The organism is Bacillus weihaiensis (assembly GCF_001889165.1).
GTDB classification, from domain to species: domain Bacteria; phylum Bacillota; class Bacilli; order Bacillales; family Bacillaceae; genus Metabacillus; species Metabacillus weihaiensis.
Genome location: NZ_CP016020.1, coordinates 2,601,381 through 2,613,541 on the forward strand (window position 1 = coordinate 2,601,381; position 12,161 = coordinate 2,613,541).

The window sequence follows — 12,161 nt, forward strand, 5'->3', positions numbered from 1 at the left end:
TTTTAATCCTAAAATAGTTTATCATGTTTTAATAATTCTCTATAGTCTTCTTGTGAATTTATATTGCTAAAAGCATTCTGTGTTACCCCTAATTGATCTTCTTTCACATATTTTGTTTGGATTTCATCAAGTAATCTTATCATTTTTAACTCATTCTTTTTAAGTTTCGTTTCAATTTGTTTGAAAATCGATTGATGATAAATTCCGATTAAGGGATGAATCTTCCCCTCTATAGTAGGAATGACTGCCTGAACATTTTCTTCAGAGTACTCTAATAGCTTCTTAATAATTTCTGGTGTTACTTTTGGTATATCGCATGACAGCACAACATACCACTCCGAGTTATAATGGTTCATAGCTGTATAAATTCCCGCTAATGGGCCTAATCCTCTTACATGATGATCATCAAGGAGCACAGGTATAGACTTCTGTTCATAGCTATCTAGATCCCGAGGATGACTTATTATTAATTGATGATCAGTCGTATTTTTTAATACATTAAACGAGTGCTCCCAAAACTCATGATGACGATAAGTGGCAAATGCCTTAGACGAACCAAATCTTTTAGATTCCCCACCAGCTAACAATACACCAATCGTTTGAAACATCCCCTTCACCTCAAATCATGTTTATTTTAAGTAATCACATCTAATTGTCACAAATGTATCATTGAGCAACAAAAAAATCAGCTACTTTTTATCGTAACTGACTTTTAAAAAAATTGCTATTAACATAACCGCTTTACGTTAGTCTGTTGTTTTCCTTCACTTCAAATACGATTCACACGTTTAGAGCCTCTTCATCCCACTATTTCCTGCCTAAAAATTGCGGCGTATTCCTTCTTTAACAAATACATTGTAAGCTGGACGTATTCATCCCCAATGGCTTCTGCTATCCTTACATAATTGACAACCTATTGACCAAACATATAGTAGAATCAGCTTTTCACCAATCAATTGCTCTTTCGTTCCCTCTCATTTAACCCTATAGTAGCTCCTATTAAATCACGTTGCACTACATAAAAAAACGGATGAACAATGTTAGAGTGTTGTCTGACCTGGCTTCCAGTTTGCTGGACATAGTCCTCCTGTTTGTAATGCTTGTAGGACACGTAGAGTTTCGTCTACATCGCGCCCGATATTGTTATGATTTACAACAGAATATTGAAGCTCACCTTCTGGATTGATAATAAATAAACCACGTAACGCAATACCTTCTTCTTCTATTAATACTCCAAAATCACGAGATACAACGTGGTTCGTATCGGCAGCTAATGGGTATTTAATCGTTCCTAATCCATTATCTTTACGGTCCGTTTTAATCCATGCTAAGTGAGTATGAATCGTATCAGTCGAAACGCCAATTACTTTTGCATCAAGATCCTCGAAATCATCATAACGATCTGATAAGGCAGTGATTTCTGTTGGACAAACATAGGTAAAATCCATAGGGTAAAAGAACAAAACTGTCCATTTATCTTCCTTCATATTCTCTTCCAAACTTACTTTTCCAAATTCTTTATTTGCTAGAACAGCATCCATTTCAAATCTTGGAGCTTGTTTACCTACCATACGTTCTGTCATTAAACTAATTCCTCCATATCATATATAGTTATTTTGATTATGTATTTAGTAGTAACCTATAGTGCTTTAACCTCTTTTTTCTCATAAGGATTTCTTCACACATTATCCCCATTCTATATAAAAAACATTCATTTCTTCCAGGGTTTCACTTACGTTCTAGTATTTGTATCATTGAATTTATTGATTTTATTTGATGAATAGCCTTTATCCTCTCTTCCATTTAAAAAAATTGAATATAGAGCAATAAATTATGACAAAATCAGCTTAATTCCTTCATTTTTGCACAAATTATGTTTAACATAGAGAAAGTGAGGGTAATAAAAGTTTGTGCTTTCTTTCAAAACTAGAGCGTGATGACATAATGATTACGTACACTTAGAAAGAACTCTCGAAATGGAGAAAGGATGTTTTACATGGATTTAGATTTTCTAGAAAATATTGATTGGTCTCAATTAGCGACCGATGCAGGACTTATTATTTTACAGCTAATAGGCATTTTTATAGCTTTCCTTATTGTAAAAGCTATTGCAAACAAAATTATTAAAAGAATGTTTGAACGTCTTCAACAACGTGAAAATGTTACAGCTGGACGCGCATTAACTCTTCAAAGTCTTACCCTTAATATTGTTTCGTATGTCCTAGCTTTTATCTTTATCGTCATGATTTTTGAGATATTTGATTACAGTGTATCTGGACTTATAGCCGGTGCCGGTGTCGTTGGACTTGCAATTGGATTTGGTGCTCAAGGATTAGTCAGTGATGTCGTTACTGGATTCTTTTTACTTCTTGAAAAGCAAATTGATGTTGAGGATTATGTAACAGTGGCTGGGTTTAATGGAATTGTGGAACAAGTAGGGTTACGTACAACTCAAATTCGTGGCTTCGATGGAACCCTACACTATGTTCCTAATCGGGAGATCACGAATGTTAGTAACCATTCTCGTGGAAATATGAGAGCATTAGTTGATATCGGAATTTCATATGATGACAATATTGATCAGGCAATTGCTGTATTGCAAGATGCTTGCACAAAATTGGCTGCAAAAGAACCTTCAATAATAGAAGGCCCCGATGTAGTTGGTGTTCAAGCTTTAGGAGCGTCCGATGTAGTAATACGTGTTATTGCCAAGACAGAAAATATGCAACAATGGGCAGTTGAAAGAAAACTTCGTCAAAGCATGAAAGAAGCACTTGATGCAAACGGAATTGAAATTCCATTCCCGCACCAAGTATATGTGGAAAAGAAATCACAACAATAGAAAGAACTTTATACAAAAAAGAGCACATCATCAATGTGCTCTTTTTTTCGTATTTAATGATTCATTTTACTTTCAATTTGCTGGCATACTTCGTCAGCCGATAACCCACTAGCTTGAATAACTGATCCAGCCGTTACAGCATTGCTAATTCCCATAACATTTGAGTCTTGTCCCGTGATTACACAGCAATCACAGCCTTTTGCATCATTTTCATTGTTTAATTGAACGACGTCATACCCTTTTTCTTGTAATGCAGCAGTGATGTCAGATAACGATTGTTCTACACCGATTTTTGCCATCATTAATCCACCTCCTACATGTATTGTGTACACAGATGGATCAAATATACGTTTAAAAAAACTAATTGCTAAACGTGTACAAAAATAGAATATAGAATACATTAAGCTTAAGCTTGTACCTCATTTGCTTTATAAGATAAATAAGAGGTCATTAACTGAATCGCCACATTTATCGCCGACTCATCTGGTTGTAATTTTGCATGATGTAAACCATAATCAGAATTAACACCTAACCAAAACATAAACCCTGGAATTTGCTCTACCATGTAGCCAAAGTCTTCTCCTGTCATCGCTTCCGTACATTCATTTGCAGTAAAAGAAGTATTCTCATTTACATATTTCATAAATTCAGTTGTGAGATGTTCCTGATTATATACTTGGTGATACATAGCCCCATAGTCAATCGTGGCTTTACAGTTATATCCGACCTCAACGCCATTCACTAAAGCTTCAATTCGCTCTTTCACCTTTTCCATTGATTTTACTGAAAGCGTACGTATTGTCCCTTCAAGTCTAGCATTTTCTGCAATAATATTTTGTACGGTCCCACCTGTAATTTTACCTATAGTAATAACAGCACTATCTAATGGATCAACATTACGGGAGACTACAGATTGAAGCTGTGTGACTAAAGAACATGCAGCGACCACCATATCATTTGTCATATGTGGATAAGCAGCATGTCCTCCCTTGCCTTTCAGGTCAATAAATAATTCGGACGTATTCGCAAAAAGAAGACCTGGCTTTGTTGCAATCGTTCCTACAGGTAGCTCTGGTGAAATATGGAGAGCCGTAATCATGTCAGGCTTCCACTCTTTTGCAACCTTACTATTAAGCATAGGTTCTGCTCCTCCTGGACCTTCTTCAGCAGGTTGAAATAAGAAAAGGAGTGAGTCACGTACTGGATTTTCAACGAAATGTGTTAAGATACCTAGAGCGATTGTCATATGGAAATCATGTCCACATGCATGCATATAGCCCTCATGTTCTGATTTGAAATCATAATTAGTCTCTTCTGTAATTGGCAATCCATCCATATCAGCTCGATATCCAATTATTCTTTCAGGTTTTGTCCCCTTCACTAATAAAAAGATACCTGTCTCCCATATTTTCAACTCAATTCGTTCTGAAGGGAGTTTTTGTAGGTAGTTTACTAAATAAGCTTGTGTTTTCACTTCCTTAAAGCCTATTTCCGGGATTTTATGTAAGTCTCTACGAATTTGAATGTACTTCTCTTTATTCACAATTTTTCACTCCTTTCTATAGATAAGGCGTGGATTTTCACATCCACGCCTTCTTCTACTATTATAATTGTCTTAGTTCTTGCATAATTTCTGTCTTAGATTTTGTTTTTGCATCGATATCTTTAATTTTACGTGCTGGTGCACCAGTTACTACTGTATATGGCTCAACATCTTTCGTTACGATAGCTCCTGCTCCAACAACTGCACCTTTACCAACTGTCACTCCTTCAAGAACAACAACATTTGCTCCGATGACAACATCATCTTCTATTACAACTGGTTTAGCAGAAGGTGGTTCAATAACTCCAGCTAAAACAGAGCCTGCACCAATGTGACAGTTCTTTCCTACAGTTGCTCTTCCACCTAATACAACGTTCATATCAATCATAGTTCCTTCACCAATAACGCTTCCGATGTTAATAGAAGCACCCATCATGATGACAGCATTATCACCAATTTCAACTTGATCGCGAATAATTGCCCCTGGTTCGATACGAGCTTTAATTCCTTTAAGGTCAAGTAACGGGATTGCCGAATTACGACGATCATTCTCAACTACGTAATCTTCAATAATTGATTTATTCGCTTCAAGTGCTGCAGAAATTTCAGCCCACTCCCCAAATACGACACCTGTATTTCCTGTAATAAATGTTTGAGTAGCTTCACCGAATTGAATTCCCTCTAAATTACCTTTTACATATACTTTTACTGGTGTAGATTTTGTACTGTTTTGTATAAATGAGATTATCTCATTAGCATCCATCATTTTCATATGTATTTCCTCCTAATCTAGAATCATTATAAAGTGACACTCTTTACTGTATCAAAGGATTACGTCGTTGACAAGCATTGTAAGAATATTTTCACTAAAACTATAAAAATGAAATTTCTGCTTATCGAATAATCCCTCACCCATATTCTTTCACGATATCTAAAAATGCTTGTACTTGTTTTAATTTAAAGGACGATTCAAAGCCTAATAACCAAGTATCCCTCTCAATTGACTTTCCTTTTTCATCTGTTAAAGGGATCTTAAATACATCTTTATCCTCATCATGTAACGTAACGGATGGTAAAATAGCATAACCAATTCCATTAAGTGCCATTTGCTTACATGTCTCAATTTGGTCAACCACAATTGTTCTTTTTGGTGCACTATGGAATTGGCGATGCCACCAGTCTTGTATCTCCTGATAATACGTTGAGTCGCTTTTAAATTGAATAAATGGCCTTTCTGTATGAAACACATCTTGGAGCTGGCTTATTTCTGTATCTACAAGATATAATGAATCCGTTAATAAGTGCTCTTTTAGTCCTTTCCATTCAGGATTCCCTCTTATAATTCCAATATGAACATGATCTTCATACATACTTTTTAAGATTTCACTACTCCAGCCAGTTATGAGTGAAATTTTTGCATGTGGATATTTCCTTACATATTCCTTTAACACTTTCGGTAGCCAATGCTGACCAATGATTGAAGCAACAGCTAGCTTTAGAGTTCCATGAACCTCTCCCTCCATAGCCAAAATTTCATCTCGTACCTTCTCTTCTTTTAATACGACCTCTTTAGCGTAAGTAATCACTTTTTCTCCTGCAGGAGTAAGTGTAAGACCTTTTTGTGATCGAATAAAAATTGGAAAGCCCCAGGATTTCTCTATCGTTTGGAGTCTTTGTGACAAAGCAGGCTGAGAGACAAATAAACGTTCAGCCGCTTTTCTCATATTCATTTCCTCTGCTAATACTGCGAGCATCCGAAGCTCAGACGTTTGCATCATTTAACACCTGCTTATAGATAAGTTTTTCTTATGAAGAAGGATTATAAAAAGCTTATTTTTTTATCACAGTTTCAATAGTATGATAAGGATGTTGAGGACATTTGTAAAGAGAACATACGCAATATTTGAAAGGGTGATGGTAAGCTGGATAACCAAATCATAGGTCTAGATCATATTCAGATTTGTATCCCAATGGGGAAGGAAAAAGAAGCGAGAGATTTTTACTTAGGAATACTTTGCTTTCAAGAAGTACAAAAACCAGATATCCTAAAGAAAAATGGCGGGTTCTGGTGTACCACAAATTCAGTCATGCTCCATATTGGAGTAGAACACATGATGCTTGAAACAAGTAAGCGTCACCCAGCATTTATCGTACAAGATTTGTCCTATGTTAAAAAACATTTAAAGAGGCATAATGTTCAAATTAAGGAAGAACTACCGATTCCCGCTATTAATCGATTTTCTTGCTGTGATCCTTTCCAGAATCGGATTGAGTTTCTTGAGTATGTTTACTAGAAGGGATGAAAAAATTTCTTCCTTCTCTTTTTAATGAAATAAAATGAGGGGGAAAGCAAGTCACTGCAAATAAAAGACAAACCATTACATGATGTAAACCATACGCTAAACCATCTCGCAATGAATTTTTTGCTACTTCCATATCATCCGTACGTTGAGACTGATCTAGTAAAGCCGTTGAGGCTATTGGCGTGCCCCCCTGCCCCAAACTCTTGAACAAACCAAAAAGACTAGGATTCCAATTATAGAAATTAGCTTTTGTCCATAAATCAGAACCGTCACAGTATTCTTTAACAAATACGCGAAAAATCTCCAGCTGGATAATGAGAACATACCCAATTTTGAAACGCTTCTCAGCATTGCTGTTGCAACAATCAACAATCGTCGTTTCATTAGCCGCCAAGGATCGCCCTCATCACTGTAGCTAAAACAAGTGGATGATTTGGTATATATTTGTTTCCTTTTTCATCCTGTTTTTCATTAAGTACTAGCCTTTACGTTTTTTCACCACCATATCTTACGTATATATAATTGTTCTTTTAGCGCAAAATAAAAACGATGAAACACATTCCATGTCATCGTTTTTTTTTCCTATAATTTGTGTTAGTAAATTACTTTACTTAAATTTCTTTTTCACTTGCTTTAGGATAGCTCTTCGCGTAAATATACCCTCAAATAAGGATTGATCATTTTGAACACATACAAAAGGATGATTAACAACAAGATCTAAACCTTTTTCTATAGAGTCGTGAAGAAAAAGGCGTGGAATGTCAGTATTCATAACCTCTTCCACTTTCATTTGTTCTAACTTTTCGAATTCGATTCTTTCTAGCCCAAAGATGCTATCCATAATAAGATTCATTCCAATTAAACCATGAAGCTTAAAAGTAGGATCTAATACTGGAATTGCCGTATAGCCTGTTTTTGTTAAAACTAACAGGGCATGTTCAAGATTATTTCCAAGTTGTACATGTGCTACTTTATCAGCTGGTATCATTAAATCTTTTACCTTCATATGATCAATTTTTTCGTTGTTAAGACTAAACATGATTGCTCTCCCTCTCTACAATCTTTCTTCATCTCTTATTACGTATGATATAGAGGTTTCAAAATCCCTTATCTATCATATCATAATTCCTCTATCATTTTTAAGATTCCTCTCTTACAAAGAAGTCTTCTTTTCTACTAAAAAAACTTTTTGGAGTAATTTATTGTAAGCGCTTATATTTTTCGATTGTATTAATTACATCAACGTGTAGTCTCTTCTTTGTTAAGTGGCTCTTTCACTAAAATCCAAAATAATGTGTTTACTCTCTTGAATCAATGATTTTCTCACTAATAAGGAACATTTGCATCCTTACATTTACTTCGAAACATACATAAATGGGCTTAAACTCTCCAGAGTATGAAAAACGATACCCGGCGAAGAGTATCCAATCCTAGCTTTTTGATATTGCCTCTATTTTGTGAATCTGTTCGCATAACTGAATGCTGTGTATGAATTTGGTTTAATTTTCGCTTCAATTCCCATCGCTTCAATTCGTCCAGTCATTTCTTGAATTAATTCCTTTGTCATTCCCTTTTTCCCGATATCTAGATGAATTTCAAAAATAAGGTCAGCTCCTTCATCACTATAGGGAATCAATAAATCAGACAAATCATTTAAATACTGAGAAGTGAAATAATAAGCGATTTCAATACTCAAAGCCGTTTCCATTGAAATCTTTTCACGCACACTCATGATTGGTCTTTGAGCCATTTCATTTTTTAAGCAGCCCCAAGCACCCTTACCTACTCGATGAAGGTGAATAGCAGTGATAAACTTCGTTTCCTTTTGATGTACATGAGAATCAGATCCAATTGATAGAACATAAGTAGAACGGGGATCCTTTTCAATAAACTCTTTCAAACGGTCAATAACAGTATGAAACGACATATTCTTTTCAGAGACATTGTAAAAGGTATAATATTCGTTCATGTCACAACCCCTTGTTAATAGCTGATATTGAACTATCTTTAAAAGTAGACCATCCCATTTAATCATATGATCGTATTGTTTGTCCTTATGATTTTTTTCTACGTTAGAGGAAGTTTAGGGGAATTTATAACACGCTGCATCCTTAAGACATTTATGTGTGTATACAAAATAAAAAACCATACCTTTTTAGGTATGGTTAGTCTCCTTTGCTCGTCTCTATATTCGTAATGCTTTCGAGACAACTAGGACAGGTAAAAATAACATTTTGATTTGATTGCGCCGTTAACGTTTTAGAAAGTACTTCCTGCTCATGACAAAAAGGGCAAATAACCGTTGGCTCTTTTTTCATGTGGGTTCCTCCTAGCTTGTACAGCTATAATTCGATTAACTGTACATGTTATAAAGCAATATCGACTTACGTACTACTACTCATTTATTGAAGTAAATCGAATATTTCCATTGCGATCATATCAATGTTATCAAATTGGTATGATTGAGGCTTTTCACCTTTTTGGTATACTTCTAATTCAAACGTGTTATTCTTATCAAAATATTTTACACTACAACGCTTCTCTCCTTCAACCTCGAAGAAACGCTGAATAGGTTCGCCTGAACCAGAATTTTCTTGTAAATTTTGAAGTCTCGTAATAATACCTAAAAGCTGTGACATTTTTTATCCCCCTTCCGGAAGAGTTAACGTATAACTATTTCCTTGAATTTTATTGTTTACTCTACCTTACATTCTAACCACTTAACAAAGATTCAATCCTTTTAATCTTTGTTTGTGCCAAATCAATTTTACACTATGTACGACTCGAATACCAAGGAAATCATAAGAATGAATAAATTAAGAAATAATGTTCTTAGAAAATAGGCTATTTCCATAAAATCTGTTGCTATTTAACCAGATTTTTGTCCCATTACAATTCCCAATAATAGGCCAATTACCAAAGGCGTAAAGGGATTTCCTTTCACTAGGTGGTTCTCTAAAGCTCTGCAACAAGTCCACCTTTAAAAAGTAAGTTACATCAAACTAGCATTGAGCTAAAATAACAATCGCTTAGAGAAGAGCCTCTAAGTAAAAGAAATATCATTTTAATAAGATTTCGATATAATTGTAGTAGAATGCAGGTTACATGACTAAGCTAGGTGTTAGCCTTTGTTATTGTAACACATTTTGATAAAATTCAACCTTGTTTTTGTTATTCTCTTTTTTTTATCAGTGAATCCTTTCTGCTATTTGAATGAATTTTAAAAATTGAATCCTTAGAGCCCAAGCCTTTCAAGAAGCAAAAAGAGAGTACCTCCCCAACGATTTGAAGCTATTTTTATAGCTATCGATATCGAATCAATACCCTCTGTAGTGATGAAAAAATTATGCTTCGGTAAACCTGTTAAGTACAAATTTGCTGCCGTTATTTATTCTTTTGCCTGTTAGAATGCTTGACGGATACCATTTATTAAAGACCTAGTGAAACGATTCGAACGATATCGTAGGCGTATATGCCGTTAAGCTCACCGCTCACTCCGTGGGAAGCGAGCAACTGGACCGGGATTCAAACAGAACGGACACTTGATAAATAGACAAAGGTTATGAAAAGAGACAAAATGTAAAAGGTATCTAAATTCTGTAGATTTGTGTTTCTTAAAAATAAGCATGTATAAAATGGATTCATTTAACTAAATTTTTAAAATTTAAGCTTCATTCATCCAAAAGAAGCTGATAAGCTAGTAAGAAAAGAAACCGATACTTAGAGTTTTTATAGAATCAACAATCTTTACGAAAACACTTTATCATTTCAAACTTTTATACGTGATTGGAGCTAATCAAATGAAAAATGTAACAATTTATTCACAACCAGGTTGTCCCCCGTGTCAGATTGTCAAACAATTCTTAGACCATCATCAAATAACTTATATCGAAAAAGATATTAGTAGCGACATGGCGGCACGTGACAAATTAGTCTACGAACTGGGCTCTTCCTCTACTCCGACAGTTACTGTTAATCAGGAAGTCGTGACTGGTTTTGATCTGAAGAAATTAGAGCGGCTTTTGGAAATAAAGTAACTAATCACAAGGTCTCTTTAGGTAGAGATTAGCTGCTGAACATACTGTCGGTGCGTTGTTTATCCTTACTTAATGAGGTTTGAAGATTCTCAAGAAAAAACCCTAGTGACTAGCCAAGCTTTTTTCTTGTGTATGTATAAATAGGGTTGTTTCGGGAAAACGAAAGCTTCTTGACTAATCAAATCCCATCTTTACCTAATTAAAGATAAAGCTTTTTCGATTATCTTTTATTCACAACAACATAAACTTTCACTAGTTAAATTTGTTTATCATTTCCTTAACTTTAGTAAAGAAAGATAGAAAATACATCTCCGATTGAAGAAAATACTCTAGCTTAGGTAATTCACTATCCATTGAATATGAACTTGCTTTTTCAACCGTATCTATAGTAGGTACGGTTTCGTACATTTCTTTACTATTATTTTTTTCCTCTTCAATAAATTTAGGGTTTTCTGCAAAAGGATTTATCTCATTAACCTTCCACTCACCTTCTAGATTCTGAAGATATACAAGTTCATAGTGATCTGAATAGCTGACAGGTCCGTCATTTGAAGAAGGAAAAAACTCATATACGATAATAGAACTTTCTTCTACTTTAACTTTAGTTGCTTCATTAAAGCTAAAGAATGGAATCGTATCGGTCGGTGAATCTGTACCATAGACAATGTATTTCCCGTTTACTTCATGAGTATTTTCCTGTAAGTATCGTTCAACAAATTCATCAGTAAAATAGGGATATATTATCTTTTTCATTTCTTCCTTAGTTCTTGGCATTTCCGATAATGCAACTTGAGCATTGAATGCATTAAGTGTACGTTCTATTATTTTATCCCGTACCTGCTTGTTCTCTTCATTATTAGTAGCAACGACTGAATTAGACAGGAATAAGGATAAAATCATTCCTACTATCAACGTATTTATTATTTTTCGTCTCATGAACATCACCCCTTGTCCAGATTAACCTACTAGTATATTCTACCAACAACACAATATGATCAGGGAAAAAACTCTTCGCAAAATAAAGAAAAGAAACGACAGCTTTTTAGTATTCTCTACCCTAAGAAACGACATAGCCAAACTTGCATAAATAAATTTTCTCTTAATAAGTAGCTTTTTGGTAAATGGTTGTTGAGTTCATTTTTAGATATCCCCTCTTCATTGGTGGCATTCCTAAAGTATTCTTAACTTTTCTACTGAGAGATCTCCCTTTGACATCCTTAGCTTTTAGCCCTACCTTCCTAAGGAGGGGTTTCATCTCATGATTTCTTAAAAAAACCAAGAATCGGATGATACAATGTTCTTCTGTCTGCAAAGGGAGAGCTGCTCTTTTCTTTCTTACTAACATTGACATTGAGTATGTAAGATGACTATATACTTTAAAATGAATACTAAATAGCAACAAAGTTAAAAAAAGAGCCTAAAAAAGGCGAATTTGA

Annotated in this window: 15 protein-coding genes; 3 read left to right on the forward strand and 12 right to left on the reverse strand. The window is 34.8% G+C overall.

Features of this window, described 5'->3' with window-relative positions; translation table 11 throughout:
• Positions 1–8 precede the first annotated feature (8 nt).
• Both A9C19_RS12520 and A9C19_RS12525 read right to left on the reverse strand, forming a co-directional pair.
• Complete coding sequence (locus A9C19_RS12520) at positions 9–608, reverse strand: molybdenum cofactor guanylyltransferase (RefSeq protein WP_072580260.1); 600 nt, start codon at positions 606–608, stop codon at positions 9–11.
• 432 nt (positions 609–1,040) lie between these two features.
• Positions 1,041–1,583, reverse strand: a complete 543-nt coding sequence (locus tag A9C19_RS12525; protein WP_072580261.1) for a peroxiredoxin — start codon at positions 1,581–1,583, stop codon at positions 1,041–1,043.
• Between the two features lie 413 nt (positions 1,584–1,996).
• Between A9C19_RS12525 and A9C19_RS12530 the strand changes: the two genes are divergently transcribed.
• Complete coding sequence (locus A9C19_RS12530; RefSeq protein WP_099092767.1) at positions 1,997–2,842, forward strand: mechanosensitive ion channel family protein; 846 nt, start codon at positions 1,997–1,999, stop codon at positions 2,840–2,842.
• A 53-nt stretch (positions 2,843–2,895) separates the two neighbouring features.
• Here A9C19_RS12530 and A9C19_RS12535 read toward each other — a convergent pair whose 3' ends face one another.
• The 4 genes from A9C19_RS12535 to A9C19_RS12550 form a co-directional block, all read right to left on the reverse strand.
• On the reverse strand, positions 2,896–3,141 hold the full coding sequence (locus A9C19_RS12535) for a YkuS family protein (RefSeq protein ID WP_072581872.1): 246 nt from the start codon (positions 3,139–3,141) through the stop codon (positions 2,896–2,898).
• Between the two features lie 107 nt (positions 3,142–3,248).
• Complete coding sequence (locus A9C19_RS12540) at positions 3,249–4,385, reverse strand: N-acetyldiaminopimelate deacetylase (RefSeq protein ID WP_072580263.1); 1,137 nt, start codon at positions 4,383–4,385, stop codon at positions 3,249–3,251.
• 61 nt (positions 4,386–4,446) lie between these two features.
• Positions 4,447–5,157: a 2,3,4,5-tetrahydropyridine-2,6-dicarboxylate N-acetyltransferase gene (gene dapD / locus A9C19_RS12545; RefSeq protein ID WP_072580264.1), complete on the reverse strand. Its 711-nt coding sequence runs from the start codon at positions 5,155–5,157 to the stop codon at positions 4,447–4,449.
• A gap of 136 nt (positions 5,158–5,293) precedes the next feature.
• On the reverse strand, positions 5,294–6,160 hold the full coding sequence (locus A9C19_RS12550; RefSeq protein ID WP_072580265.1) for a transcriptional regulator CcpC: 867 nt from the start codon (positions 6,158–6,160) through the stop codon (positions 5,294–5,296).
• A gap of 195 nt (positions 6,161–6,355) precedes the next feature.
• Here A9C19_RS12550 and A9C19_RS22275 point away from each other — a divergent pair, with 195 nt between their 5' ends.
• Positions 6,356–6,679: a VOC family protein gene (locus tag A9C19_RS22275; protein WP_072580266.1), complete on the forward strand. Its 324-nt coding sequence runs from the start codon at positions 6,356–6,358 to the stop codon at positions 6,677–6,679.
• On the opposite strand, the gene A9C19_RS21510 is transcribed toward A9C19_RS22275, so the two are convergent.
• The 5 genes from A9C19_RS21510 to A9C19_RS12570 form a co-directional block, all read right to left on the reverse strand.
• Positions 6,615–7,082, reverse strand: coding sequence for a hypothetical protein (locus tag A9C19_RS21510; protein WP_145925795.1), 468 nt, complete (start codon positions 7,080–7,082; stop codon positions 6,615–6,617). The two genes, A9C19_RS22275 and A9C19_RS21510, sit on opposite strands and share 65 nt — an antisense overlap.
• 213 nt (positions 7,083–7,295) lie before the next feature.
• Entirely contained in the window at positions 7,296–7,727 is a 432-nt protein-coding gene (gene cbpB / locus A9C19_RS12560) for a cyclic-di-AMP-binding protein CbpB (RefSeq protein ID WP_072580267.1), read from the reverse strand.
• A gap of 411 nt (positions 7,728–8,138) precedes the next feature.
• Positions 8,139–8,657, reverse strand: a complete 519-nt coding sequence (locus tag A9C19_RS12565) for a ribonuclease H-like YkuK family protein (protein WP_072580268.1) — start codon at positions 8,655–8,657, stop codon at positions 8,139–8,141.
• Between the two features lie 196 nt (positions 8,658–8,853).
• A complete protein-coding gene (locus tag A9C19_RS22040; protein WP_099092768.1) occupies positions 8,854–9,006 on the reverse strand; it encodes a hypothetical protein in 153 nt (50 codons plus the stop codon).
• An 84-nt stretch (positions 9,007–9,090) separates the two neighbouring features.
• A complete protein-coding gene (locus A9C19_RS12570) occupies positions 9,091–9,327 on the reverse strand; it encodes a YkuJ family protein (protein WP_072580269.1) in 237 nt (78 codons plus the stop codon).
• 1,161 nt (positions 9,328–10,488) lie between these two features.
• Between A9C19_RS12570 and A9C19_RS12575 the strand changes: the two genes are divergently transcribed.
• Positions 10,489–10,725: a glutaredoxin family protein gene (locus A9C19_RS12575; protein WP_072580270.1), complete on the forward strand. Its 237-nt coding sequence runs from the start codon at positions 10,489–10,491 to the stop codon at positions 10,723–10,725.
• 252 nt (positions 10,726–10,977) lie between these two features.
• On the opposite strand, the gene A9C19_RS12580 is transcribed toward A9C19_RS12575, so the two are convergent.
• Positions 10,978–11,661, reverse strand: coding sequence for a DUF3993 domain-containing protein (locus A9C19_RS12580; protein ID WP_072580271.1), 684 nt, complete (start codon positions 11,659–11,661; stop codon positions 10,978–10,980).
• Positions 11,662–12,161: the final 500 nt, after the last annotated feature.

Coding starts and splice junctions, on each gene's coding strand:
- A9C19_RS22040 (WP_099092768.1), bottom strand. CDS start 9,006: ATGAAAAAAGAGCCAACGGTTATTTGCCCTTTTTGTCATGAGCAGGAA.
- A9C19_RS12565 (WP_072580268.1), bottom strand. CDS start 8,657: ATGAACGAATATTATACCTTTTACAATGTCTCTGAAAAGAATATGTCG.
- A9C19_RS12535 (WP_072581872.1), bottom strand. CDS start 3,141: ATGGCAAAAATCGGTGTAGAACAATCGTTATCTGACATCACTGCTGCA.
- A9C19_RS12570 (WP_072580269.1), bottom strand. CDS start 9,327: ATGTCACAGCTTTTAGGTATTATTACGAGACTTCAAAATTTACAAGAA.
- A9C19_RS12525 (WP_072580261.1), bottom strand. CDS start 1,583: ATGACAGAACGTATGGTAGGTAAACAAGCTCCAAGATTTGAAATGGAT.
- A9C19_RS12575 (WP_072580270.1), top strand. CDS start 10,489: ATGAAAAATGTAACAATTTATTCACAACCAGGTTGTCCCCCGTGTCAG.
- A9C19_RS22275 (WP_072580266.1), top strand. CDS start 6,356: ATGGGGAAGGAAAAAGAAGCGAGAGATTTTTACTTAGGAATACTTTGC.
- A9C19_RS12580 (WP_072580271.1), bottom strand. CDS start 11,661: ATGAGACGAAAAATAATAAATACGTTGATAGTAGGAATGATTTTATCC.
- A9C19_RS12520 (WP_072580260.1), bottom strand. CDS start 608: ATGTTTCAAACGATTGGTGTATTGTTAGCTGGTGGGGAATCTAAAAGA.
- cbpB (WP_072580267.1), bottom strand. CDS start 7,727: ATGTTTAGTCTTAACAACGAAAAAATTGATCATATGAAGGTAAAAGAT.
- A9C19_RS12530 (WP_099092767.1), top strand. CDS start 1,997: ATGGATTTAGATTTTCTAGAAAATATTGATTGGTCTCAATTAGCGACC.
- A9C19_RS12550 (WP_072580265.1), bottom strand. CDS start 6,160: ATGCAAACGTCTGAGCTTCGGATGCTCGCAGTATTAGCAGAGGAAATG.
- dapD (WP_072580264.1), bottom strand. CDS start 5,157: ATGAAAATGATGGATGCTAATGAGATAATCTCATTTATACAAAACAGT.